General features: G+C 42.4%; 21 protein-coding genes. 8 read left to right on the forward strand and 13 right to left on the reverse strand.

What is annotated here, in order from left to right; genetic code table 11:
- Positions 1 to 71: 71 nt before the first annotated feature.
- Positions 72 to 395, reverse strand: coding sequence for a DUF4278 domain-containing protein (locus tag GJB62_RS15925; protein ID WP_114083076.1), 324 nt, complete (start codon positions 393 to 395; stop codon positions 72 to 74).
- A 415-nt stretch (positions 396 to 810) separates the two neighbouring features.
- On the opposite strand from GJB62_RS15925, the gene GJB62_RS15930 reads away from it, so the two are divergent.
- Together GJB62_RS15930 and GJB62_RS15935 are read left to right on the forward strand one after the other, a co-directional pair.
- Positions 811 to 1,065: a hypothetical protein gene (locus tag GJB62_RS15930; protein WP_012411579.1), complete on the forward strand. Its 255-nt coding sequence runs from the start codon at positions 811 to 813 to the stop codon at positions 1,063 to 1,065.
- A gap of 3 nt (positions 1,066 to 1,068) precedes the next feature.
- On the forward strand, positions 1,069 to 2,328 hold the full coding sequence (locus tag GJB62_RS15935) for a murein transglycosylase A (RefSeq protein WP_114083082.1): 1,260 nt from the start codon (positions 1,069 to 1,071) through the stop codon (positions 2,326 to 2,328).
- A 223-nt stretch (positions 2,329 to 2,551) separates the two neighbouring features.
- Here the strand turns inward: GJB62_RS15935 and GJB62_RS15940 are convergent, their stop codons facing one another.
- Positions 2,552 to 3,421 (reverse strand): DUF5895 domain-containing protein, encoded by an 870-nt coding sequence (locus GJB62_RS15940; RefSeq protein ID WP_114083075.1) that lies wholly within the window; start codon positions 3,419 to 3,421, stop codon positions 2,552 to 2,554.
- A 311-nt stretch (positions 3,422 to 3,732) separates the two neighbouring features.
- Positions 3,733 to 4,425 (reverse strand): haloacid dehalogenase type II, encoded by a 693-nt coding sequence (locus GJB62_RS15945; protein WP_114083074.1) that lies wholly within the window; start codon positions 4,423 to 4,425, stop codon positions 3,733 to 3,735.
- 335 nt (positions 4,426 to 4,760) lie between these two features.
- Between GJB62_RS15945 and GJB62_RS15950 the strand changes: the two genes are divergently transcribed.
- Genes GJB62_RS15950 through GJB62_RS15960 form a run of 3 tightly spaced genes read left to right on the forward strand, consistent with a single transcriptional unit; the run spans position 4,761 to position 8,705 of the window.
- The gene (locus GJB62_RS15950) at positions 4,761 to 6,518 is read left to right on the forward strand and encodes a ScyA-related TPP-binding enzyme (RefSeq protein WP_114083073.1); all 1,758 of its coding nucleotides are present in this window, start codon (positions 4,761 to 4,763) and stop codon (positions 6,516 to 6,518) included.
- A 13-nt stretch (positions 6,519 to 6,531) separates the two neighbouring features.
- Positions 6,532 to 7,668: a ketoacyl-ACP synthase III family protein gene (locus GJB62_RS15955; protein ID WP_114083072.1), complete on the forward strand. Its 1,137-nt coding sequence runs from the start codon at positions 6,532 to 6,534 to the stop codon at positions 7,666 to 7,668.
- Between the two features lie 23 nt (positions 7,669 to 7,691).
- On the forward strand, positions 7,692 to 8,705 hold the full coding sequence (locus tag GJB62_RS15960; RefSeq protein ID WP_114083071.1) for an SGNH/GDSL hydrolase family protein: 1,014 nt from the start codon (positions 7,692 to 7,694) through the stop codon (positions 8,703 to 8,705).
- A gap of 65 nt (positions 8,706 to 8,770) precedes the next feature.
- Here the strand turns inward: GJB62_RS15960 and GJB62_RS15965 are convergent, their stop codons facing one another.
- Entirely contained in the window at positions 8,771 to 12,310 is a 3,540-nt protein-coding gene (locus tag GJB62_RS15965; RefSeq protein ID WP_114083070.1) for an NB-ARC domain-containing protein, read from the reverse strand.
- Positions 12,311 to 12,750: 440 nt separating this feature from the next.
- Between GJB62_RS15965 and GJB62_RS15970 the strand changes: the two genes are divergently transcribed.
- The gene (locus tag GJB62_RS15970) at positions 12,751 to 12,930 is read left to right on the forward strand and encodes a CopG family transcriptional regulator (protein ID WP_114083069.1); all 180 of its coding nucleotides are present in this window, start codon (positions 12,751 to 12,753) and stop codon (positions 12,928 to 12,930) included.
- 434 nt (positions 12,931 to 13,364) lie between these two features.
- Here the strand turns inward: GJB62_RS15970 and GJB62_RS37490 are convergent, their stop codons facing one another.
- Together GJB62_RS37490 and pruA are read right to left on the reverse strand one after the other, a co-directional pair.
- Positions 13,365 to 13,511 carry a ribbon-helix-helix protein, CopG family gene (locus GJB62_RS37490; RefSeq protein WP_114083081.1) on the reverse strand — a complete coding sequence of 49 codons (147 nt, stop codon included), beginning with the start codon at positions 13,509 to 13,511 and terminating at the stop codon, positions 13,365 to 13,367.
- Positions 13,512 to 13,768: 257 nt separating this feature from the next.
- Positions 13,769 to 16,738, reverse strand: a complete 2,970-nt coding sequence (pruA, locus tag GJB62_RS15980; protein WP_114083068.1) for an L-glutamate gamma-semialdehyde dehydrogenase — start codon at positions 16,736 to 16,738, stop codon at positions 13,769 to 13,771.
- 291 nt (positions 16,739 to 17,029) lie between these two features.
- Between pruA and GJB62_RS15985 the strand changes: the two genes are divergently transcribed.
- Positions 17,030 to 17,680: a hypothetical protein gene (locus GJB62_RS15985; protein ID WP_114083067.1), complete on the forward strand. Its 651-nt coding sequence runs from the start codon at positions 17,030 to 17,032 to the stop codon at positions 17,678 to 17,680.
- A 212-nt stretch (positions 17,681 to 17,892) separates the two neighbouring features.
- Here GJB62_RS15985 and GJB62_RS15990 read toward each other — a convergent pair whose 3' ends face one another.
- The 7 genes from GJB62_RS15990 to GJB62_RS16020 all read right to left on the reverse strand — a co-directional run bounded on the left by GJB62_RS15990 (position 17,893) and on the right by GJB62_RS16020 (position 23,084).
- Positions 17,893 to 18,618, reverse strand: coding sequence for a HEAT repeat domain-containing protein (locus tag GJB62_RS15990; protein WP_114083066.1), 726 nt, complete (start codon positions 18,616 to 18,618; stop codon positions 17,893 to 17,895).
- A gap of 170 nt (positions 18,619 to 18,788) precedes the next feature.
- Positions 18,789 to 19,634 carry a HEAT repeat domain-containing protein gene (locus GJB62_RS15995; RefSeq protein ID WP_114083065.1) on the reverse strand — a complete coding sequence of 282 codons (846 nt, stop codon included), beginning with the start codon at positions 19,632 to 19,634 and terminating at the stop codon, positions 18,789 to 18,791.
- Positions 19,634 to 19,888 (reverse strand): phycobilisome linker polypeptide, encoded by a 255-nt coding sequence (locus GJB62_RS16000; RefSeq protein ID WP_114083064.1) that lies wholly within the window; start codon positions 19,886 to 19,888, stop codon positions 19,634 to 19,636. Before GJB62_RS16000 ends, GJB62_RS15995 begins: the two co-directional genes overlap by 1 nt.
- Before the next feature lie 75 nt (positions 19,889 to 19,963).
- Positions 19,964 to 20,833, reverse strand: coding sequence for a phycobilisome linker polypeptide (locus GJB62_RS16005; protein ID WP_114083063.1), 870 nt, complete (start codon positions 20,831 to 20,833; stop codon positions 19,964 to 19,966).
- A 172-nt stretch (positions 20,834 to 21,005) separates the two neighbouring features.
- Complete coding sequence (locus GJB62_RS16010; RefSeq protein ID WP_114083062.1) at positions 21,006 to 21,818, reverse strand: phycobilisome linker polypeptide; 813 nt, start codon at positions 21,816 to 21,818, stop codon at positions 21,006 to 21,008.
- 163 nt (positions 21,819 to 21,981) lie between these two features.
- On the reverse strand, positions 21,982 to 22,473 hold the full coding sequence (cpcA, locus tag GJB62_RS16015) for a phycocyanin subunit alpha (protein ID WP_012411562.1): 492 nt from the start codon (positions 22,471 to 22,473) through the stop codon (positions 21,982 to 21,984).
- A gap of 89 nt (positions 22,474 to 22,562) precedes the next feature.
- Entirely contained in the window at positions 22,563 to 23,084 is a 522-nt protein-coding gene (locus GJB62_RS16020) for a phycocyanin subunit beta (RefSeq protein WP_012411561.1), read from the reverse strand.
- 684 nt (positions 23,085 to 23,768) lie between these two features.
- Between GJB62_RS16020 and GJB62_RS16025 the strand changes: the two genes are divergently transcribed.
- The gene (locus GJB62_RS16025; RefSeq protein ID WP_114083061.1) at positions 23,769 to 24,425 is read left to right on the forward strand and encodes a class I SAM-dependent methyltransferase family protein; all 657 of its coding nucleotides are present in this window, start codon (positions 23,769 to 23,771) and stop codon (positions 24,423 to 24,425) included.
- Positions 24,426 to 24,583: the final 158 nt, after the last annotated feature.

Consider the following 24,583-nt stretch of genomic DNA (forward strand, 5'->3'; position numbering starts at 1 on the left):
AAAGGTTTTTTGAGGATTGTACTACACACAAGTTCATGACTCCCTAGACTCCAGATGAGCTTGTAACTATATTATTCTTGAAGTTTTAATTGTTTAGAAATCGGCAGTGCCACAACTTTTGAATTTATTGCTGGTTGAGAGACTACAGTCACGTCTCCCTGTGCAGTTTTATTTACAAAGTAGGTAATTCCCCTAAAGCTTAATTTATAAGCTACTGGTGATAGAGGAACTTCTGTCGATTTTGAATTTGGATCAACACAATAATTAACCCCACGGTACATTAAATTATAAGCTGGGCCGAGTTGAGGAACTGGTTGAAAGGGCTGTTCTGTTTTTTTGCTGGCAGCTTTGCTTGGGTTGTATTCGTAGCTCAGACCACGATAGTAAAGTTTCATAAATTTTGCCTCCTGAATAACTAACTGTTGTTCAACAATGCCAATGACTTATCAGAAGTTGATTGGAGAGTTATGCAGGAGCTAATGTAAACTTACACTTTTGAAGGAACTGATTAAAGGATTAGCCGTCTAAAGTGAGGAGTCATTGGGCATTGGTAATTGGGCATTAGCCTGGATTTCTCACTTGTGAGAAATCCAAGGGGTGTGGGAGGATGGGGAAGTGTGGGAGGATAGGGAAGAAGTCTTACCCCCCACACTCCCCACACTCCCCACACTCCTCTTCTCCCTCTGCTTCCCCTGCCTCCCCTGCCCCCTTACTTCTTCCCTCATCCCCACCTCCCGTATGCTTACCCTTTTCATTCAGGGGTTACGTGGTTAACAATGGGTTGAATGTTTTTTTAAATGGTTCAATCTTATGGCTAGAACTCCAAATGAATATGCTGTATACCTCCTACTGGAAAGCGGCCACCGGGAAGAAGTACGTTTTCCTACTATTCAAGAGTTTCAGAAGTGGTATAGCGGCGAACTTGTGCCAAAATCTGCTTCCAATGACTTTATTAGTGTGCCGATCAAAAATATTCAAGGGGAATATATGGTAGTAAGACCTTCTCGGGTTGTGGCAATCCGGGTAGAACCTATTTTTAGTTCCAGTGTTGAAAGATTCAACTAAATGATGAGAAAAACCCTTGCTTTACTTTCCTTCAGTCTGGGAGTTGTCCTTGTAAACCCTCTTTGGTCAGCTGTTGCTCAGGTTCCTAACTTACTGCCCTTGCCAATACCGACTACTCCCGATCTCTCTCCGGTGCCAATACCAATCACTCCAGAGATAACACCGCCGCTAAAACCGATCGCCATAGGAAGCGATTGTACGCTCCAGCAGAGGTGCTTGGGTTGGGATGATCAAATTTGGGGTCAAACAGGTAAAACAGGTGATCGTAATGCGTTGTTGGCTTCCATTGATAACAGTTTGATCTACCTAACAAAGGGTGAAGCGATCGCAGCATATCAAAATTATCCAATCAAGGAGATTACCCTCGATCGCGTCCGCCGGAGTTTGTTACGTTTCCGTCAACTGGTTGTAAGTTCTAAGTCACCAGCCCAATTACAATCTGCTGTCCGCCGTGAGTTTGTCTTTTACCAGTCTGTAGGCAACGATGGCAAGGGTACTGTTAAATTCACTGCTTACTACGAACCTGTTTACACCGCTAGCCGTGTCAAAACTGCAATATATAAGTATCCTCTTTATCGGCTACCAACTGATTTCAGCCAATGGCCGAAACCCCACCCAAAACGAATTGATTTGGAAGGGAAAGATGGTTTACAAGGGAATAAGAGCAAATTGCGCGGTTTAGAACTGCTTTGGTTCCGCGATCGCCTCGACGCATACATGGTACATATCCAAGGTTCTGCTCAAATTAAGTTAACTAATGGCAAAACAACGTCAGTTGGCTATGCAGGTGGAACAGATTACCCCTGGACTAGTATCGGCAAAGAACTAGCCAAAGATGGCAAACTGCCACTAAATGGATTGACAATGCCACGTCTAATTAGTTATTTCCGGCAAAAACCCCAGGAGTTGAACAATTATCTGCCCCGATGGGAACGATTTATTTTCTTCCAAGAAACAAGTGGTAGACCAGCAACTGGTAGTATTCATGTGCCAGTGACAGCAGAACGTTCCATTGCTACAGATAAGTCTCTCATGCCACCGGGAGCGCTAGCTCTGATTTACAATTCATTTCCCTATCCCGCCAGTCGGGGCAAACTAGAGAGGCGTACTGTCAGCCGCTTTGTGCTTGATCAGGATACAGGAAGCGCCATCAAAGGCCCGGGTCGGGTGGATTATTTCATGGGATCTGGTAAACTAGCAGGCGATCGCGCTGGCATCACAGGCGGCAATGGTTCACTATATTATTTGCTGCTCAAAGAATAAGTATTGGGCAGAAGAGGCAGAGGGGCAGGGGGCAGGGAGCAGGGGAGCAGGGGAAGCAGAGGGAGAAGAGGAGTGTGGGGAGTGTGGGGAGTGTGGGGGGTAAGACTTCTTCCCCATCCTCCCACACCCCTTGGATTTATTTCTCACTTGTGAGAAATCCAGGCTAATGCCCAATTACCAATTCCCCATTCCCCATTCCCCATTTCCCATTCCCCATTCCCACTTAATACGGCGGATAAGCAAAATCATCTTCATCGGCATAAACATAAGAGTTAGAAACTCCTGCCATTGCCAATTTAGGCGTTTCTGATTTTACAGGTTCCTTCCCAAAATCTTTGTATTCTTCAAAAGTCTTGCAAATCATTGCAGACTCTAGAGAATCCGAAGCAATTAAATATTGTGTTAAAGTCCCTACCGTGGGATGTTTGTAGTCTACAGTTGAAGCGACTAAAACAGTATTTGGTTCAATACCTCTTTCTTCACACTCAATTATCGGGCAAAAAATCCCGTGAGCATGGAACAAAGGGCCTTTTGGCGTTAAAGGTTGCTTGCGGTAAACAGCATAAGCTTTTTCTAGTTCAGCCACGAATCCACTAACTACTTTACCTTGTTGATATTCGCAGTAGGTTTTGCTGAAACTCGCTCCGGCAGCACCATTAAGAGTTAGTTGTAGTGGTGATTCGTGTAAAAACTTTTTATTCTCACCCACTATAAAAATTAGATAGCGAGTAAAGGTTTTAAATTTAAGTTTATCTGCTAAAAAGGCATCATAATTTTCTTTGAGCGTACCCAGTTTTAGACCACTTTCCCGGTCTTTGACAGACAATGGCCCTCGACGCACTAAAACCAAGTTTGGAGTAGTGCTAATAAAGACTGTTTCGACTCCAGAGCTAAATTCATGCTCTACCTGCTGCCAATTATCATCTGGCACAAAGCCGACAGCATTGGCGTTATCTAGCTTAATCGCCAAACCGTGGGATTGCATACCATCTGTGCCATACCGAGGATTAATCATCTGACACCAAGGGATGACTTGAGAAGGCGGTGCATTAAATTTCTCGTCTTCAAAGTCGAAATTAGCAGATGCTTTCATCGTTTTAGGCTATCAAAGTGTTTTATTGAACAAGTTTATCGGCAGAGCGCTGAGGAAAGGAGAGCCAGAAAGAGAGCGTTGCTACGAGATTTACTCGTGCCTTGCGTGTCGCCCTCAAAAGGAGGTCGAACATGCCGTCAAACTGGTGTAGTAATTTTTCCAGGGTAAAGCAAAATCAATCTATGTTGCAATCCCTGTTTCGTTTTTTGACTACTCCTTGGCGTGAAAGCTCTTCGAGTTCTAATCATTACAGATACAGATCCCCATCGAAACAGTGCTGGGTACTCAGCACTTATTGCTCAGTATCATTTCTATGAACTCAAAGCAGCAAGAGTCTTTAAATCAGGCACTTCTAAGTCAGGTTGACTTAATGCTGATTCTGTGGTTTCTGATCCTTTTTTCTCTGCTCGACGGTTTACCCAGACTGTTGATAGTCCCAGAGATTTGGCTGTAACGATATCGTGATATACACTAGCAGCAACATGTAATATCTGCTCTAGCGGCAAATCAATTCTCTCAATAGCCAGTCTGAAGTTGTTTAAGGAGGGTTTGTAACTTTTTGCTTGTTCTGCTGTGATTATTTGGTCAAATTCTACCTCCAAGTATTTTGCAGAAAAAGCAAATAGATCGTCATCTACATTGGAGATAATTACCAGTTGAAACTTTTGCTTGAGGGTTTTAAGTGCCTCAACTGTATCGGGGAAAGGTAGCCAATGCTGAATCGAATCAGCAATTGAATTTAGTTCCTTGACAGTTGGCTCAAAGCCAAATTGTTCACCAAATTTCTCGACTACTCTCTTCAAAACTTCTCGATATTTGATATAATCACCTTTTTCCAGTTCTGCTTCAAATTCAGCAAAAAGTTCCAGAATTCGATCGTCATCTAAATCAGTGTTGTGTGCTAGCAAAAGTGGCTTGAGCGCTCCTAAGATGCCGTTCTCCCAATCAATCAGGGTTCCATAACAATCGAAAGTTAAAGCTTTATACTGATTGAAGTTAATCACCTTTTTATACTCCAGAGCTTGATTCTATAGTGTTCAGTTCTCATAAACTGGAAAACAGGTTAACCTATCTGCGTTGGCGCAACCCGCCACAGGCATCGCTACATCCACATAATAATGTTGAATTCTCTAGACATTCCTTGTATCAGATTTTCAACTGCTAAAAGATTGGCAAGGCAAAGTGTGAGGGTCGTTTTAAGGTTTCTAAGTAACTGCTTTTGTAAAGCAGTACTAAAAAATTTGTATGGTAGTTATCTAAAAAAAGTAATATTGCTGAGTTTAGCGTGTGGGATAATGTTACTTCACAGGGGAAATTATTCCTAATAAGTATAGTTTGTATGCATCTTAAATTTCAGGACACACAAGCGAATACCACTGAACAATTAAACTCCACTGAACAGCAATCTCACAGTAAGCCATCTAGACCTTCTTCGGTAGCAGAGGCAGTGGTTAAAATGCTAGGAGATATGGGAGTAGAGTATGCCTTTGGTGTTTCGGGAGGTGCGATCGCCCCAGTGTGGGCTGCATTACATCAAAGTTCCCTCCAGGTGCTGCACTTTCGCCACGAAGCTGGAGCAGCTTTTGCGGCCATTGAGGCGCACTTTGCTAGCGATCGCCCAGTTGTGGTATTCACTACTACCGGGCCAGGGATCACCAATGCTTTGACAGGGCTGTTGGCTGCCCGTTGGGAGTGTGCTAAGGTGATTTTCGTGTCAGCTTCAACCTCAGCATCACAGCGTGGCCGGTGGGCTTGCCAAGAAACTAGCACCTACACAATGCCCAGTGCAGATATTTTTACTTCGGGGACAATATTCCATTATGCGACAACCCTCGAATCCAGCGATGAACTTCCAGAGGTTGCTCGAAAGCTTGCTCTCGGTCTAGCACAACCGGGAGGATTTGTAGCTCATATCAGTATTCCGACAAACATCCAGACAAGTTCAGTAAAAACATCTTTGCCACAAGTAACTCTGTCTCAGGCTGTGGCAACAACAAGCGAGGAGACAATCGCAAAATGTGTCCGGTTACTATCTGACGGGCCGTTTGCAATCTGGGTGGGCTTTGGGGCACGGGGTGCTGCAAAAGAGATTCGCCAGCTTGCTGAGAGAACAGGGGCTGCGGTAATGTGTTCACCACGGGCCAAAGGTATTTTTCCTGAAGATCATCCTCAGTTTGTAGGCGTTACCGGCTTCGGTGGGCATGAGTCGGTTTTAACGTACATGAGGGAGCAACGTCCAAAACGTGTGCTGGTGCTGGGAACACGTCTTGGTGAGTTTACCTCATTCTGGAACCCTGAGATGATTCCCAGACACGGCTTTTTGCATGTTGACATCGACCCAAAGGTTCCAGGAACTGCATATCCATCTGCCGAGACTTTTGCCATCCAGTCCGACGTAGCAATATTCCTAAAGAACCTGCTGAAGAACTTCCTAGAAAGTACTGGTCGCTCAAGGACAATAATGCTGCCTCGATTTAAATGCGATCTCATCAAGCCACGTGTGGACGGTCTAGTACGACCGGAACTGCTTATGAATGTAATTCAACAAGTGATTGTTGATGGAAGCGATGCATTAGTAATGGCAGAGTCAGGTAACTCGTTTGCTTGGGTAATTCATCTGCTGCGATTTACCACACCAAGTCGTTATCGAATTAGCAACGGATTTGGTTCTATGGGGCATTTTGTCACAGGTGTAGTAGGTGGTGCTTTAGCACGGAATGGCAAAGCTGTTGCTATTGTCGGAGATGGTGCCATGCTGATGAACAGCGAAGTAAACACGGCTGTAAAATATCAAGTTCCTGCGGTCTGGATTATACTCAACGATGGGCGCTACAACATCTGCGAACAGGGAATAGCATATCTAGGATTCAAGAACGTAGATGCAACAATTCCGCAGGCAGATTTCGTAAAGATTGCTCAGGGGATGGGAGCAGATGGTATTCGGGTAGAAAGGGAAGCTGACGTTCAAGTAGCACTAGAAAAAGCGATCGCGGCGAAGGGCCCATTTGTGGTTGACGTAATCATCGACCCCACCCAAATAGCACCCACTCAAAGTCGTAATCTAAGCCTGATTTTACAGGGCGCTACGAATTATTAAAAGGTGATTAGATATGACGCATCTTCCAGTCGGTATTCGTTCGCTTGCTTTGAGCCTTCCAAGTATCAGACGCACAAATGATTATTACATAGAAAAATATCCTGAGTTAGTCGCTCAAGCCGAGCAAAAAGGTTTTGCAAAGTTATTTTCGCTTAGTGAGTCTATTTCCAGTAACGAGTTTGACCAAGAAATGTTGCGCTATCTGTCAGATCCATTTCGTGGCACTGTTGAGCGATGGATGCTTGGATCTGGTGAGTCTTCTTTAACGCTGGAGTATCAGGCTGCAATAGATGCTCTCCATGCCGCAAAGCTCTCTCCTGACGACGTTGAATTGATGATTGTTGCCTCAGTGTGGCCTGAACAAATTGGATTTGGCAATGCTGCTTTCCTAGCCAGTCAACTAGGTCTCCAGGGTGCTGCTTGGAATCTTGATGCGACCTGTGGAAGTACTCCGGTTGCCCTTCAAACTGCCTGTGCCTTAGTTAAAGCAGGAGAGTACCGCAATGTACTGGTGGTTATTTCATGTACCTACTCTCGCTTTTTCGATGAGGATGATACATTTCCCTGGTTTACTAGCGACGGTGCTGGAGCTTTCGTAATTGGCTCATTAGAACCGAACCAGGGAATCCTTGGTACAAAGACTGTTCATACTGCTGCATTAAATGAAGTTCTCTTTGCTCAAATTATCAAGGACAAGCAAAATAATCCGCAAGTCCGTATGCAAGTGGGCAAGGGTGGGAATGCTCTTGGTGAAACAGCTGGGGAGTTTCTGCGTAAATGTTGTAAGGGTGCTGTTGCTGCTGCTGGTGTAACTCTTGAGCAAATTGACTTTTTTCTTTTCAATACACCTACAGCTTGGGTTGCAAGTTTCTGCACGCGCATATTAGGTATAGATCCAGAATGTACACTCAACCTCTATCCGCAGTATGCAAACCTTGGACCAGTACTCACTGTGGCAAATTTGTACCACGCTGCACAGTTGGGCAAAATTCGCGAAAATGACCTAGTTCTAATTTATGGTTCCGGCTGTTCGGGTGCTGCTGCTGCAAATGTAATGCGTTGGGGCAATGTGGCACTAGGTTCTGACCCTATCAAGCAATCTAACTCAATAGGAAAAGATGCCGGAGATAGAAACCTAGTTTCTTGTTAAGGTCATATAGAAAGATTGAAATTATGTCTCAAAAGTCGACAGTGCAAAGTAAAATTCTTACAGTAGGAATTTTTTTGTTGTCTATCATATTTCCACTCAAAGTCTCGGCACAAAATTATGACGAGATTTATATTTTTGGTGATAGTCTTTCTGATACAGGTAATGTATTCAATATAACGAAAGGAGCTATACCTCCAAGTCAAACGTACTATAATGGACGTTTTTCTAATGGTCCAGTCTGGGTAGAATATCTCGCCTCTGATTTAGGGTTAACATTCAATCCGAAAACTAATTTTGCCTATGGTGGTGCAACCACAGGATCTAAGAATATCGGTATTAGTGGTTTACCAGGATTGCAGCAACAGATTAATAGCTTTACATCGGCAAATCCGTCTGTAAACCCGAATGCTCTTTATATAATTTGGGCTGGTCTGAATGATTATGTAGATAACTTTTTTGTGAATATTCCCGATTCTACCCCATCAGTCACCCAAGTAATTAACCAAGCAGTCTACAACTTATCAGCATCATTGACATCGCTTGCTGCTGTTGGTGCTAAAAATATTATGGTGGTTAACCTGCCAGATTTAGGAAAGTTTCCAGTTGCAGGCAACAATAATCAAGTTACCGCATTACTTAGTACTTCTATCAATATACACAACTCCAGCTTGGCCACAAATCTTAACTTTTTAAGTCACCAACTCAGTCCTGATATCAATATTATTCCTCTTGATGTTAATTCTCTTGTTAATAGAATCATTGCAGATCCTGGAGAATTCAGTTTTACAAATGTGACCGAATCTTGCATTGGAAACTTATCGGTAATCCCTATAAATATTTCTCCGCAGCCAGTTGTCTGTACTCCTGATAAGTTTCTATTCTGGGATCAAGTTCATCCAACGACGGCGACTCATCAGATCATTGGAGAATTAGCATTTTCATCACTTAAACCAGCGTCTGTACCTGAACCTTCTGTTCTATTTGGGCTATTGACATTTGCTGACTTAGGTGCAGTTCTGCTACTGAAACGGAGATAGCAATATAAAAATAGCAGATAAGCTGTTCCACATTTCAAATTGCTGCTGAATTTTGATTTTTTAATTTATAACTCCACAGCGCCTAAAGTTTTCAGAGTGGAAATAGTCGCCTCAGTCATTCCTGCAACGCCAGTAATATTCATACCTTCATAAAGTCTAGGGTTCAGAATAGTTTTTAGGCAATCACCAGTCAAGGTATCCCAAAGCTTAATTGTCCCACCTTCACAAGCACTGCTCAGAGTTTGTCCGTCGCGACTAAAAGCGACCGACCATACTAAATTGCTATGTCCCAACAAAGTTCTGACACAGCTACCTGTATTAACATCCCACAACTTGACAGTTTGGTCACTGCTACCACTGGCTAGCGTGTTACCATCCATAAAAGCTATAGAGTATACGGAACTAGTATGTCCCTGCCAAGTTGAGATACATTGAGTAGTTTTAACATCCCACAACTTAACAGTTTGGTCGCTACTACAACTAGCTAGCGTTCTACCATCCGGACTAAAAGTGACCGACCATATAAAACCACTATGACCATGCAGAGTCTGAAGGCATTTACCAGTGTTGATATCCCACAACTTGATTGTTTGGTCTTGACCAGTACTGGCTAGAGTTTGACCATCCGGGCTGAAAGCAACTGACCATACCACCAAAGCGTGTTCTTGCAAACTATTGAGACACTTCCCAGTGTTAACATCCCACAACTTCACTGTTTTGTCTTCACTGCCACTTGCAAGGATACGACCATCGGGACTAAAAGTTACTGATGTTACTCTACTAGTATGTCCTTGCAAACTATTGAGACACTTTCCAGTGTTAGTATCCCACAACTTCACTGTTTTGTCTTCACTACCACTTGCAATGATACAACCATCGGGACTAAAAGTTACTGATGTTACTCTATTACTATGTCCTCTTAAGATTTTGAGACACTTTCCAGTGTTAACATCCCACAACTTTACCATTTGGTCGCCACTACCACTTGCAAGCATATTACCTTCATGGCTGAAGATAACTGACCATATTCCATAACAATAACCCTGCAAAGTCTTGAAGCATAAACCAGTGCTGACATCCCACAACCTCACTGTTTGATCGCTGCTACCACTTGCGATCGTTTGCCTATCTGGAGTAAAAGCAACTGACCATATCCTAGTACTATGTCCAGATAGAGTTGTAAGGCAACGAGTAGTACTAACATCCCATAACTTCACAGTTTGGTCATGTGAACCAGTTATAAGTGTATGGCCATCTAAATTGAAGGCTACTGAAGTTACCCAGTCAGTATGACCCTGTAAAGTCTGAATGCAGCGACCAGTACTAACATCCCATAGCCTCACAGTTTTATCACGGCAACCACTTGCTAGTGTTTGACCATCGGGGCTAAAAGCGACTGAACAGATACCGATATTGGGATGTAGAAGGATTTGAAAAGTTTTACCAGTGCTGACATTCCATAGCCTTACTATTTGGTCATCATCGCCACTAGCAAGAGTGCTACCATCGGGACTGAAGGCAACTGATGTAACCCGATTACGGTGCCCTGAAAGTGTTTTGAGGTATTGTCTGGTACTAGTATCCCAGAGCTTGACTTTCTGGTCTTGACCACCACTGGCAAGTATGTGACCGTTAGGACAGAAGGCAACTGACCAAATCCCACCCTCATGAGCATAAAGGGTGGTCAAGCATTCCCCAGTTTTAGTATCCCATAATTTTAGTGTTTGATCTTGACTGCCACTGGCAAGAATGTGACCATCGGAACTAAAGGCAACTGACCAAAGCCAATCTGTGTGCCCGACACAAACAAGCAATTGTTGTCCATCCGCAACTCGGTATAAGCGAATCTGATTATTAGTATCCCCAGTGGCTAAAAGTTTTCCATCTGGGCTGAATGTAACAGAATGGATGCCTCCTAATGTTTCAGCAAAAACACACTTACCTAATTCAGCCTGAGCAAAATTTGCATTATGCAAATTAACTGAACGCATATCTGCTTGCCAAACAGTTAGCTCGGAAAAATCATAGCTACTTAGATCGGTTTCTAGATAACAAAGCAGATTAAAAATATTGCCCGCCGTATATCCTGGTTCTAGCGGAGATTCTTCTCGCTGCTTTGCTAAAGTTTGAGTTAATAGATTTCTAATGTTTCTTTTACTTTTTAAAACATTCAGCAACCCATCGATAACTGGTTTGATGATGAGACGAACTTGAGTATCTTTAACATAATCTTTACCCGTTGCTTTCATCAGAGCATGACATCTCAATAAATCAATATCCTGAGTGACAATCTCTTCACAGACACTTTCTATCAAGCTACTAGTCACATACTCCATAACTACAGGCTGGAGGGTAAAAAGTGATCCAGTTTTTTCAATGAGCTTAGGCGTAGCTTTCTCGATTAGCGATCGCCTGCCTAAAGATTCTAGAGCCTCTAGTAATTTTGCTTGTGGTACTGGTGATACAATATCTTCTCGCAATTCTGAGAGTGTAATCGACTCGCGATTAATCGCTAGCCAGTACATAATATCCTTTTCTAAATCTGACAAGCGCTCAAACTGCTGCTCTAGAATATCGCGAATGTCGCCAAAAACAGCCGTGTTCTGTTGCAAAAATTCTGTGACATTACCATTAAAAATATCTTGAATAGTTGTGGCAACTATCTTCAAGGCTAGTGGATTACCTGCATAGCGCTCAATCATTACTTTCCATTCATCCTCTGCCGCAGATAGCCCTTTGAATTTTAAGATTTCTTGTCCTTCTGCTACCTTCAAGCCACTCAGTGGTAGCGAACGAACAGATAACGCTTCTCCTTCCAGTAATGCCACTTCTTTCGGTTTTTCACGGCTAGTCAGCACTAAGCAGCTTTGGTGAGTTGCTTCTCCTATCCGTCTTAAAAGCTCACCGTATTCTTCATATCCTTCTCGATAAAGTCCGGCGCGGCTACCACTGCGGAGAATTGACTCTGCATTATCAAGGACCAGCAAACAGCGATGATTTTGCAAATAGTAGAGGAGTCTTGATACCCGATCGCTAAAGCTTTCTGGTAAGTTACCTTCTGTTTCCTGCTCGTCAGATAAAAATTGGAGCAGGTTACTGAGAATAATTTTAACAGGTGGGGCTTCTCGTAGCGATCGCCAGATCACATACTCAAAGTTTTCCTGAATCTGTTGAGCAAGCTTTATAGACAGCGTAGTTTTCCCAATACCTCCTATCCCTAATAGTGCAATCAATCGGCAGTGTTCATTGAGAATCCATTGCTCTAGGGTAGTAAGTTCTTCTGTACGTCCATAAAAAACTGAGTTAAAGATAGCTTCTCCCCAATCTAGACGATTAGTTGACCTTAAATAGTCACTTTTATCTATTTTTAAATTGAAAGCTGAAAAAAGCTTTTCAATAGTCTGTTTATCAACTCCTCCTTCTCGATTCAAGACTTTCGAGATGGTAGCAGAATATAACCCGGAGCGGGCACTCATTTCTTCGAGAGTATATCTGTTTCCAAAATTTTCTTTTGCTTCCGACTGATGCTTGGCTTCCTTAATTTTTTGTAAACCCTTGGTAGTAAGTGCAACGCCACGCTTTCGTCTCCAATTCTGTAAAGTCATTTATTAACTCACGTTTGGGTAATCGCCTTTAACTAAAAGGATTATCTACTAGGTTGCTATAGATATGAGGTGATAGCTATCACAAAGGAACAATTTTATCTTGCAGAAAATTTCAAATAGTTGTATGTCCAAAATGCTTACTAATGTCAGCCATCTTTAGCAATCTAATCGTTTCGGTAATTTAACATAACTTATTTAACATAAAATCTGGACTGTGGATCGTTGCTGATACAAGGTCTTCAGCCAAAAGCTTCTTGCACCAACCGCAATAGTTGATTTATTCCGTATGATACTAATAATTTAATACCTTGTGTTTTCAGTAATGTGTTTGGGGCTTAACGCTTAAGTTCAATCTCAAAATCTTGATTTTCACTGGTAAAGACATTTCAAAATTGGCAAGCTTGATAAGGAAAGTTTGTATATATCTAGCCTATCAATCAATGAATAAAACTGCTGCACTTAAATTTCCCCATTTGGCAACCTCCAGCAAGAAAAAGGCGCTTAAGCGAATTACCTTAAACTTGACATTAGATGAAGCTCAGAACCTTGAAAAGTATTGTGAACAAACAGGCAAACCAGCAATAGACGTGATTCGTGAACTGATTAAAGCCTTACCTTGAGCTGTCAAGTCCCAGTCCAGAAAAATCATGACTATAGTAGAAGGTGTTGTAGATTTGGACAAAGGTTTTCAGTTTACTCTGACAAGAGTAATTCAAGAGCGGTAATCATAAAATTAAATACTTCCAACTGGATATTTGCTACTTTCTTTACTGTTGTTTGTTGCGAAAATACTAAAAAACAAGGATTAAAAATTATTCTTTGATGGAAGTGACAACAGACTAAAATAGTCGCCGAACCGTATAAACAGTTTCTCAGCCCTCATTTTGTAACTAAATATAGTAATCACGTCATCTTGTTTTCGGCGTGCTGCGATCGTTTACGGCGAGCGTAGCACGCCTTTACTCAGTTTTTACCTGCCTCTCCAAAAATTACCCAAATTCTAATATTTATATCTTGAGAATCAACCAAAGTGAAATGGTTCGCAAATCTACTTTTATTTCGTCTGTGGCAAGGCTCGAATGAGTTCTCTAATCACATCCGTCGCTGGTCTGCCTGTCTGTTCACAATATTTTTCGAGGTTCTTGGCTTCATTTGATGCCAGGTTTATAGTGATTCGCTTGACCGCCCATTTTTTGTTCATGCTAAAACAGATAAATCGTGTACTCATAGCTTCAACCCCTGATTTTACCTTTCCAGATGGAAAGTAACCTAAATTTGGGATGTGCTGGGATACCTTTTTAAGGATGTAGGACTTACGCAAAACTACATATTGTAGGGGCAATTCATGAATTGCCTCTACCTGGAAATCTTTCTGTTTGCGTAAGTTCTAGGATAGTTAGGGAAGATTAAGCTTTAACCCAAACCTATTGGAATATATGCCCTTACTACTTTTGTAGTTTAATCTGCACCTTCAATTGGTGCAAAACCTTGGCGCTGAATATTTTCTGTTACCGCGCGTGGTTCTAGGAATTGCAGTAGGTAATCAGGACCGCCTGCTTTAGAACCGACTCCAGAAAGTTTGAATCCACCAAAGGGTTGCCGCCCAACGATCGCTCCGGTAATATTGCGGTTAATGTACAAATTCCCAACTTCAAATTCTGTCTGCGCCTGCTGAATGTGCGAAGGTGTTCGAGAATAAAGTCCGCCAGTTAAGGCGTAGTTTGTCCCGTTGGCGACTGCTAACGCTTCCTGGAAATCTTTTACCCGAATTACCGCCAGCACAGGGCCAAAAATTTCCTGCTGAGAAATTACCGCATTTGGCGATACTTCACTAAAAATCACAGGGCCGATAAAATATCCTTGTTCGGGTGCTGGTAATTCTAAGGCTAATTGTGCTTCTGCCTTACCCTTCTCAATATACTCGCGGATGCGATCGCGGGCATTAGCATCAATCACAGGCCCAACTTGGGTACTAGGTAAATCTGCTTCCCCAATGTTCAAGGATTTTGTGGCTTCTACCAATCGTTGCACAAAGGCTTCATAAATCGGTTCCAGCACAATCACCCTGGAAGCCGCAGAACATTTTTGTCCACTGTAACCAAATGCCGATTGCACTACTCCTACAACTGCTTGGTCTAAATCAGCACTTTCATCAACAATGATGGCATTTTTGCCACCCATTTCCGCAATCACCCGTTTCATGTGCTTTTGCCCAGGTTTTAATATTGCGGCTTCTGCGTAAATTCGACAGCCAACTTCTTGAGAACCCGTAAAAGCAATTACATGAGTATCAGGATGATTTACCAAGTAAGCACCGACTTGCGAACCTTTCCCTGGTACGTATTGAAAGACACCTTTGGGAAAACCAGCCTCTATTAAAATTTCGGTGAGTTTTGCGGTAATTACAGAAGATGTTTCCGCAGGTTTAAGAAGAGTACAATTCCCTGAAACCAAGGCTGCAACAGTCATTCCACATGCGATCGCTAGGGGAAAATTCCAGGGAGAAATTACTACAACAATCCCCCGTGGATGGTAGATATAACGGTTAGTTTCCCCAGCAAGGTCATAATTAACACCTTTGTCTAGCCGTTCTATCTCATCAGCGTAGTACCGACAAAAGTCTATCGCTTCCGAAACCTCTCCATCAGCTTCCTTAACTGGTTTTCCAACTTCCAAAACTATCCAAGCTGAAAGTTCGGCGCGGCGGAGTTCCATCAAATCACCCGCTTTCCGCAAAATATCAGCGCGTTGTTTCGCAGGTGTTTTTCTCCACCCAGGAAATGCTGCTTTGGCTGCTTGCATAGCTTGTTCAGCCTGTTCAACGCTGATTAAGCCTACTTTACCAACTACTTCACTGAAATTAGAAGGGTTGAGAGAATCAACAAATTCCGGCGTATTAACATATTCCCCATTAATCAACGGCAAATAAGTTTTACCCAATTGTTGACGAACGCTTTGGAAAGCTTGCGCCGCTTTCGTTCTGATCTCTTCCACCGCATAATCGGTATCAGCTGCACCGAGGAAATGAGAGTTAGGAGTTAAAGATTTTTCTTCTTTGACAATTGGCGGCGCTAATAACTCTTCAATTGGTCTATTTTCGAGATTTTGGCGTAAAAATGAACTATTAGCTGTATTTTCTAACAATCGGCGAATTAAATACGCCATCCCCGGCAATAATTCACCGTAGGGACAGTAAACTCTAACTCGATAACCCCTGTCAACCAATGCCTTGGCAACTTTATCACCCATGCCGTAGAGGACTTGTAATTCAAAGCGACGACGGGGGACATTTAAACTTTCAGCGATGGCAATGGCGCGAGAGTGCGATCGCACATTATGGCTACCAATGGCAGAATACACATATTGATGATTTTCTAGCAATAACTGAGTGATGGTTTCAAAGTTAGCATCAGTTGCCGCCTTATCGTTGTAAACTGGCTGTTTCCAATGCTTTTGGGATGCTTTGATAGTTTCTTGATCCCAATATGCGCCTTTCACCAAACGGATTGTCAGGGGATAACCGCGTTCTTTTAACCAAGAAATTACGTTTTTGGCATCTTGCTCGCTATCACGCAGATATGCTTGAATTGTCATACCAATATCTGTGCGTTGCCGAAATTCTTCTTCTAGTAAGAGTTTTTTCAAGATGCTGAGAGTTATGTCTTTATAAGCATACTGTTCCATATCAAAATGGACAGCTGCGCCCAACTCTTTAGCACGACGTAAGAGAATCCGAATGCGATCGCTAACTCGCTCCTCACTACCCTTAGCATCTAAAGGGTCAAATTGAGAATAAAACGCCGTTAATTTAACAGAAACCTGAACTTTGGGTATCGGTTCACCATCAGCCTCATCAATAGCCGGGATAGCTGCCCAATTCTTTGATGCTTCTACCAATTGTTGCATTAATTCTAGATAGCGTTCTAGATAAGACTGCGCTTCGGCTTCGGTAATCACCGCTTCACCAAGTAAATCAATGGTGAAAGCCATTTTTTCTTTTCGCAGTCGTTCAACTGTTTTGATGACTTGTTTAATATTTTCCCCAGAAATATATTTATGGGCAAGAGTCTCAACGGCTGTACCAACGGTTGTCGCAGCAACTTGTCCTGGCATCGAGTCAGGGTTAGCAAAATTTAGCATTCCCTTCAAAGCTGCCGGTAATTCTACAGATTCATCTCCTAAATATTCTTGTAAATGTGAAGCAATTTCTGATTTACTGTGTAAAGCAGGTAGCGTGTCTATAAAGCGAAATAGTTGCACCCGTAATCCAGGATTACTCATCGCCCAAGCTAATAATTTATCATCCCAGCGCATTTGATCCCGCAGGGAAGAAAAAAACGAACGATTTTCCTGCGTTGCGGCTAGAAGTTGTTTAGCAATTTCTTGGGTTTTAGCTTCGTAGGTGCTTGTTTGTACTTGTAATACCACTGATAATAAACTCCGTTAATCAAGGCAAGGCTTTTTGTACAAAGCCTGTGTCTTCTATTTTGACGCTTTCATTTAGCTGTCACCATATCTAATGGTTTGCCAAGTTGCAATTTAAGTCTGACAGCAAGAGAATTCTAAGTAGTGGCTTTTAACAAGCAGAATTTTGAATAACATCGATAATTGGGCAGAAGGGAAGGATTTTCCAGCTTTTTCTCTTATTGCATCTTCCCACTGTGGTTTGAACAGGATGTACTTGTTTTTTCCAATACTAAGAATGGGTATACTCACTCTATGCCTACAGAAAACTTTATGGATATTTTATTTTCTAACTGGCAACATACACTCCAATCTTTTGGTGTTGACCAGGTAGCGGCTGAAAAAGCCTTTAATTCGTTGGTTGCAGCTTACTCTACCCCTAGTCGCTATTACCATACACTAAAACACATCGATCGCGTTCTCAGCACAATTCAGATATTACAAGGCTACACCAATAATCTAGCTGCTGTTCAACTAGCTGCCTGGTTTCACGATGTAGTATATGACACTGAAGCTAAAGATAATGAAGAACGAAGCGCAGACTATGCTTTTGAGTTGCTGAATACTTTAGATATTCCAGAAAGTACTATAACTACTGTTACGCGTCTTATTTTGAATACTAAAGACCACGAAGCTGCGGTGAATGACTGTGATAGCCAAGTTCTAATTGATGCAGATTTAGCGATTTTAGCGGCTCACTCAGTGGAATATGAAGAATATGCCCATGCTATTCGCCAGGAATATGGCTGGCTTCCAGAGAAGGACTATATCACAGGTCGTCAGAAAGTTTTAGAACGATTTTTACAGCGATCGCATATCTATTTTACGCCTTTAATGTTAGAGTTCGCCGAACCCTCTGCCCGTGGCAATATCCAGGCAGAAATTCAGTCTTTATTGTCTGATTAATTTTACAGCACGGTCGCAGTGAATGGAATGATGCCTCCGGTAAAACAAGGGCGAACGTGGCTACAAAAAAAAGACCAGCTACTTGAGCTAAGAAAAAATTAGCAAAGAGTTAAACCCTTTATTTTTAGCCCGTATAAACGGGTAAAACCTCGTCTACACGAGGTTTATAACCACCAAGTCGAATTTTCCGGCTGCTAGAAATTTTGAATTGTTTAACGTCTGCCGCCGCCACGATGAGGCACTTCAACTTCAGTGTCTTGTAACTTTCTTTTCGGGGCAAATACTTCTTGATGTTGTTGCTGCTGAATTTTTTGCTCTGCAAACTTGGCACGGGTGCGAACTCCAAGATCGGCATCGGTATCGAGCATTTGCTGAAGTTGATTTGTAATCCGCGACGCTTGATCGGGTAAAGTAACTGCTATTGCAATGGCTAATGTTTCTAAACTCGTCACTGCTGCATAACGGACTACCCATTCTGGATCTTGAGAAATTAATAATAGCGCCTCTAATACCTCAGTATGAACAGATTCTACTTTCTCCGGCGGTACTTGATGCCAGCGCAAAGTACCTAATCCTCTAGCAGCTGCTCGCCTCACACTTAAAGAAAAATCGGTTTTTGCTGCCTCCAACAAGGTATCTAGTGCCCGAACATCGCCAATTCCCGCTAAGGCACGAAGTGCCCAGGCTCTAGCACCATAGTTATAGTCATCAATTAGTTCCAATAGTGGCGATACTGCGGCTTCTCCGATCGCAATCAATCCATCTACCGCCGCCACCGCCGCCCCTGGATTGTTGTAGCCCAAAGCTGCAATTAGAGTAGGAACAGATTCCTCTATACCGGCTGCTGCTAACTCTTGAACTGCATCTACTAAGCGCTCTGACGAATCTGCTTCTTGTACAGCACGGATCAATATTTGGGCAAGATCGCTGTTATTCATAACAATTTTTCATGAGTAATTAGCCGTCAGCCAATTGTAGCTTAAGTTATCCGTATTTGACATCATACATAAACCCCCTAACCCTGATTTTGCAGTTGGGTTGGGGGTTTATCACAGATAAACATTTTTGTGTAACGTATTAATAACAACTTACTCTCTACAATTTATGACTACAATAGCGAGTCCATCAAATTAATCACTTTAATCGCATCTTCTGACAAAGTGGTTGGTGTTGTGTGATTGACTTGATGTTCTAGTAATCCTTTGAGAGAAATGAGTTTCAGGCTATTTTCAGCAAGAGTCTGTGCGATCGCATCTGCTGCGGGTAGATATCCAATAGCTCCCAAATCTGCTAACACTGCTCGGCGCAATTGCAATCTCTCACCTGTCAAAGCCTTTACCAACCGTTCTCCATAAGCTGGTTCTTCGGTTAATTGATACATAGCTCGCGCTGCGGCATATTGCACCAATTCAATTGGATGCTCTAAAAATGGCTTTACCAAAGAGGTGAATTCAGTCGCCCTCAAGGTTCCCAAGGCTTCTAAGATGGCTTCATAGGGTTGAGATAAATCAGGTTGCTGCGAGACAAGCTGTTCTCCATGTAAACCTGCTGCTAATAGCTTGATCAGGGCGGGAATACAAACCGGATCGCGTAGCATTTCTAAAGATTGTGCTGCTGCTTCCCGCACATAAAAATCTGAGCAGTCTAAACACGCAATTAAAGGTGATACTGCTTGGCGATCGCCTAGTTTTCCCAAGGCTCTAGCTGCGTTCCGTCTTAGAGGATATCCGCCTTCTGGTGTTCTGTCGGCTTCATCCTCTAAAGCTTTGATCAGTCTTGTAACCGCAGCTGGTTCACCTATACGAAACCTACCCAACCACCAGGCAGCATAAAACCGCAAACCTAAATCTTCACTTTCTAGATTAGCGATCGCTTGTTCTACTGTTAAAGATCCACCATCGGCATTATCACCTGTCGCGGATAAATCTTCAAATTTCTGTGGACTGGAATTCATTAGGAAGAAGGATGATCGCTTTGTTCGCTATTTGTCGTTTCAGCGTTTAATGGCTGAATACTAACTATTTTGCCACCTAAGCGAGTAATTCGCTGCATTTCTTGATTCATCCGGTTTTCAGGCACTGTGAAAAATACACTGGCACTAGAACGAATCGGATAGTTGTTTTTTTGGGTTTCTTCGCTTTGGCGCAAACCTACTACTTCATATCGGAAGGAGCGATTACTATTTCTACTACTAATTTGTCCAAGCATAAATCACTTCCAAATTTCAAATTTTAAGTTTTCAATAGTCATTAATCAATGACTAATGACTATTGACAAATGACACTAAAGTGGTTTCACACTAGCTATTTTACCACCTTGTTTTACCACTCTCTGGAAGTAACTAGATAGTTCTTCATAAGGTATTACTACCGCTTGATTGACACGGCGTGTGCTAGGATAACCGGCACCAAAAACACCTGCCACTTCAATCCGGTAGAGTCTGCCTTCTTTACCAAATGTTCCCGCACCACCAAAAGTACTGTTGGGGGTAACGCCTTTTTCGGAAGCAACGTATGAAAAACCTGAAGAAGCACCAGATGGAGGAACAACAACAGATGCACTATTGCGACCTAGTTCAGCAGCAAGGCGAGAGGATTTGCCTTTGAGTTGGGAAGTATCGCTACTGGCATAGCCGCGATAAAGTTGGAATATCCGGCTGAATCCTACAGTTTTCTGTCCTGTTTGGGTGTTAAAGCCGCGATAGTAAGGCACTATATTTTCACCAAAGCTAGATTGATACTCTGGCGAATCAATATAAGAATCGATGTCGGCTTCATATCCCTTGTTTTGGTACAAGTCCAAGTGATAAACCACTTCAGACTCATCATAAGGGGCACGACCTAACAAATGTTTATAGTTCAGTTCGATAACGCGAGTTTGGAAATTGTCGTAGAAAAACTTGGATTTGTACAGTTCTGATTTAGCGACTTGACGCACAAACTCTTGTACTGTATTTTTTCCATCGCGCAGGATAGATTCAGCACTTGTAAGGCGGTCAGATGTCAATATATAGTTGTTACCCAACACCTGACGATAGACGGCAGCGATTACTCTCTCTATATCTTCTTTAGTTGCATTGGGACGCAGTTCTACAGGAGATTGGTCGCTAAAAGGTTCCGTTCCTAGACGGGACGCTGCTGTTGTAATAGCCATTGGTAATTTTCCTTTTGTAATTAGTAGTTGGAAAAATTAGGAGTTAGGAGTTAAGAGTTAGGAGTTAAGGGTAGGGGTATAGTTAGGAATTTAAAACTCATAACTTCTAACTCCTCACTCCTCACTTCTAACTCCTCACTCCTAACTCCTCAGTTAATTCCCGATTCCCTATTTATACGGCAGTAATGCTAATAACTTTACTGCCCTTACGATTCAACTGCTGCAATTTACTAGACAGTTGCTCGTAGGGTACGATCAATTCCGCAGTACCACGGCGCACTACAGTTGAGTTGGGGGAAGCTGCTTGTAGCACTCTGATGCGATATGTTTCCCCACGACCACCTGTAGAGAGGCCGGTTAAGGCTCCAGCAGAGACTGGATAAATGGGTGAAGCTAGATTCTTAGCGACTTCCCAGGTTAGCCGTCCTTGTTTTTGTCCTTGGGCGCGATCGCTATTTGCATAACCACGATACAGTTGGAACAATCGGCTATATCCAACGTTTTTCTGTCCTACTTGACTTTTAAAGCCTCGATAGTAGGGCACAACATTTTCGCCAAAACTTTCTTGATATTCTAATGAGTCAATGTAAGAATTAATTTCAGCTTCGTAACCTTGTGAGTTGTAAAGCTCAACATGGTACGAAATCTCTGACTCATCTTCTGGGGCACGCCCCAATAAATGCTTATAATTTAACTCGATAAACCGAGTTTGCGAGTTGGAGTAAAAAAACTTGTCCCGATAGAGTTCCGATTGAGCAATAGCTTGCACAAATCCCCGAACCGAGATTAAACCTTGCTGCAAAAGTGATTCTGCACTCTCCAGACGCTCTCCTTCTAGGAGGTATGCATTACCCAAAACCTGACGGTAAGCTGCCCGGATAACCACTGCCACATCTGCTTCAGTTCTATCGGGGCGTAGTTCTACAGGTGCTGAGTTTTCAAATGCTCCAATCCCTAGTCTTGCTGCTTGTCCCAAAGCTGCCATCTTTAAACCTCCTCAGTTTTAACTGCAAAACTGAAAACTTTTTAGAAAATTTTTTTCTAGTTTTTTAACAGTCTTTTGAAAATAAAACTGCCCGGAGAGGTAAGCAACTCATAGAACTCACTTGTCATAAGAGCTGATTTCCTCTCCGGGCTAAAGAAACACTCTAGCTTAGAGTATTGATTACATAGTCGATGTAGGAATTTGCTTCAACAGCTGGGTCGCCGCTTAGACCGTGGTTAGCTTTGATGTACTTGAGAGCTTCAATGTACCAGCTAGGAGATAGGTCAAAAGTCCGGTTGATTTCAGCCAAGCCGGAAATCAAGAAATCGTCCAAGGGGCCTGTACCACCAACAACTAAAGCGTATGTGATAATCCGCAAGTAGTAGCCAACATCACGAACACACTTGCCTTTACCGCGTGCATCAGACGCGAAGTTAGGGCCTTGTTGTTGAGTGGTGTAAGGGAACTTGTTATATACTGCTTGAGCAGCACCTTCGGTCAAGCGTTGAGCATTAGCGCTCAATGCTTTTGCTGCTTGTAAGCTAGCTGGAGCTTGACGGAAGCGACCAAAAGCAACTTGAATTTCGGTGCTGCTGAGGTAACGACCTTGAGAGTCAGCCGATGCAATTGCTTCAGTTAGAGGTGTTTTTGTCATTTTTGGTATTTCCCTTTTACAAAAATTTGGTTGAAATTTTGTTTTGTCCTAATGGACAACTATCTCAGTCAATAGCAGCAATATTTGCCTTAAGCTACTGCTGAAGCAGCACGATCAAAATAGCTAGCAATTTCAGCTGATAAAGCGCTGCAATCGCCTCTGGTGATGTTGTTTGTATCGTTGACAATTGCTAGGGAAGCAGCTTTTAGCTTTTGAATACCAACAGCAACTGAAGCTCCTGGGGTTCCCAATGCCAAGTAGGTTTCACGCAAGCCGTTGAGGGCACGATCATCTAACACGCTGGAATCGCCAGCAAAGATTGCGTATGTGATGTAGCGAAGAATGATGTCCAAGTCTCTGATGCAAGCAGCAGCGCGACGGCTGGTGTAAGCATTACCACCGGGAGTGATCAATTGGGGTTGTTCTGCCCACAAATCACGAGCCGCAGCAGCAACAAGAGCGGAAGCATTGCTGGTAATACGGTTAACAGCATCTGCACGCTTGTTACCATCTTTGACTAGTTCACTCAATGCATCCAATTGTGCATCGGAGAGGTATTCCCCACGTGTATCAGCTTGGGAAACTACTTTTGCAAATGCATCTAAAACCATTGCGTTAAATCTCCTACTTTGCTTGGTTAAGAATAATTGGACTCAAAACTGAATGGTTCAGCTTTTTTTGATGTCAGCACTGCCTGACGAGTTACGAAAGGTTTAAAACAGACATCCACGAAATAAGTTTACGATCTCCAGGCTTTCAGATTAAAACTTTTGTTAAAAAACTTCAAACTTCTATGAACGACTGGAAAACCTGATTAAGATGTTGTTTTTTACTTCCAAGTTCTCTTTATACAATGCTGCCGCGTCATTATTTATTACAAATTATTGTTATGTTTGTTAATTTCGTTTACATAACTTTACATACAGGTTAACTTCTCGGCGCTCCAATAAATACTGGAAATTTCTTTCAGGGAAATCCCTTAAAGAATGCGTAAGTATAGCCTGCCACAGGTATCGTACCTTGAAGTTTTGTAGTATTTGCTACCTGATATCTTCTGCAAAGGGTACACAGCATATTTGCGGCTGCATTGTATCGATTAAGGTAATAAGTGCAATTTGTTCGCGTTTCTGCTCTCAACTTTTAAAGAAAAAAGACTTGATTTTGAATAAATTCTCATGATATTCTTAGTCAAATCTAAACTACGGTTTTACGATAGAATTATCGTAGCTTCAAATTACATAGTTATGTTTGTCATTTTGCAAACTTGTGGTTAATGGTAACGGAAATCACCTCCTATGGTAAAAGACTGGTTTGAATGGCACGACCTCTACAAGAACGAACCAAAATTGCAACAACGCTTGCAAATTGTGCAGGAATACATTTCCTATAGCTTGAATTTGTCCGAACCAGGGTTAATCCGTGTAGTTAGTGTTTGCGCGGGCGATGGACGAGATTTGCTAGGAACGCTATCAAATCACCCACGAGCAAAAGATGTTTATGCCCGACTCGTAGAGCTAAATCCACACCTAGTTGAACGTGGACAACAAACAATAGAATCCTTGGGTTTGACAAAACAAATTGAGTTTATCAATGGAGATGCAACACTTTCGTCTAACTATGTAGGAGCAGTGCCAGCAGACATTGTGATTGTCTGTGGTGTATTTGGCAATCTTGCAGATGAAGCTGAACTAAATCGCTTGCTAGCGAACCTGAGTTTTCTGAGCAAACAAGGTGCTTTTGTAATTTGGACTCGTGGACACTCTAACGGTATTCCCCACTCTGAGACTGTGCGTAAATTTTTCCGTGAATATGGATTTGAAGAAGTGAACTTCAAACTCACCGCAACCGGAGACATGGGAGTAGGTATTCATCGTTACCTTGGTGAAAGTTTAGCTGCACCCAAAGAACAACAGTTTTTCGCCTTTACTGGTGTTCCAAGTAAAGCCAGGTAAATAAAGGGATAGTGATTGAAAAAATTTATAAAATCCAGCGCTGGGCTGTTTTTAAATATTTGTTATTAAACCTAATCTATGTTGAAACCTAGAGTTTTTTAAAAGATATATTGATGTAGGTTGGGTGGAGTGAAACGCAACCCAACATTACCACTTAT

The sequence above is a fragment of the Nostoc sp. ATCC 53789 genome, from assembly GCF_009873495.1.
GTDB classification, from domain to species: Bacteria; Cyanobacteriota; Cyanobacteriia; order Cyanobacteriales; family Nostocaceae; genus Nostoc; species Nostoc muscorum_A.

Excerpts from the sequence above, each read along its gene's own strand:
- GJB62_RS15965 (WP_114083070.1), bottom strand. The coding sequence starts at position 12,310 with ATGACTTTACAGAATTGGAGACGAAAGCGTGGCGTTGCACTTACTACC.
- GJB62_RS16005 (WP_114083063.1), bottom strand. The coding sequence starts at position 20,833 with ATGGCTATTACAACAGCAGCGTCCCGTCTAGGAACGGAACCTTTTAGC.
- cpcA (WP_012411562.1), bottom strand. The coding sequence starts at position 22,473 with ATGACAAAAACACCTCTAACTGAAGCAATTGCATCGGCTGACTCTCAA.
- GJB62_RS16000 (WP_114083064.1), bottom strand. The coding sequence starts at position 19,888 with ATGCTTGGACAAATTAGTAGTAGAAATAGTAATCGCTCCTTCCGATAT.
- GJB62_RS16020 (WP_012411561.1), bottom strand. The coding sequence starts at position 23,084 with ATGGTTTTAGATGCATTTGCAAAAGTAGTTTCCCAAGCTGATACACGT.
- GJB62_RS16025 (WP_114083061.1), top strand. The coding sequence starts at position 23,769 with ATGGTAAAAGACTGGTTTGAATGGCACGACCTCTACAAGAACGAACCA.
- GJB62_RS15985 (WP_114083067.1), top strand. The coding sequence starts at position 17,030 with ATGCCTACAGAAAACTTTATGGATATTTTATTTTCTAACTGGCAACAT.
- GJB62_RS15995 (WP_114083065.1), bottom strand. The coding sequence starts at position 19,634 with ATGAATTCCAGTCCACAGAAATTTGAAGATTTATCCGCGACAGGTGAT.
- GJB62_RS16010 (WP_114083062.1), bottom strand. The coding sequence starts at position 21,818 with ATGGCAGCTTTGGGACAAGCAGCAAGACTAGGGATTGGAGCATTTGAA.
- GJB62_RS15930 (WP_012411579.1), top strand. The coding sequence starts at position 811 with ATGGCTAGAACTCCAAATGAATATGCTGTATACCTCCTACTGGAAAGC.
- GJB62_RS15970 (WP_114083069.1), top strand. The coding sequence starts at position 12,751 with ATGAATAAAACTGCTGCACTTAAATTTCCCCATTTGGCAACCTCCAGC.
- GJB62_RS15960 (WP_114083071.1), top strand. The coding sequence starts at position 7,692 with ATGTCTCAAAAGTCGACAGTGCAAAGTAAAATTCTTACAGTAGGAATT.
- GJB62_RS15925 (WP_114083076.1), bottom strand. The coding sequence starts at position 395 with ATGAAACTTTACTATCGTGGTCTGAGCTACGAATACAACCCAAGCAAA.
- GJB62_RS15950 (WP_114083073.1), top strand. The coding sequence starts at position 4,761 with ATGCATCTTAAATTTCAGGACACACAAGCGAATACCACTGAACAATTA.
- GJB62_RS37490 (WP_114083081.1), bottom strand. The coding sequence starts at position 13,511 with ATGAACAAAAAATGGGCGGTCAAGCGAATCACTATAAACCTGGCATCA.
- GJB62_RS15935 (WP_114083082.1), top strand. The coding sequence starts at position 1,069 with ATGAGAAAAACCCTTGCTTTACTTTCCTTCAGTCTGGGAGTTGTCCTT.
- GJB62_RS15955 (WP_114083072.1), top strand. The coding sequence starts at position 6,532 with ATGACGCATCTTCCAGTCGGTATTCGTTCGCTTGCTTTGAGCCTTCCA.
- GJB62_RS15940 (WP_114083075.1), bottom strand. The coding sequence starts at position 3,421 with ATGAAAGCATCTGCTAATTTCGACTTTGAAGACGAGAAATTTAATGCA.
- GJB62_RS15990 (WP_114083066.1), bottom strand. The coding sequence starts at position 18,618 with ATGAATAACAGCGATCTTGCCCAAATATTGATCCGTGCTGTACAAGAA.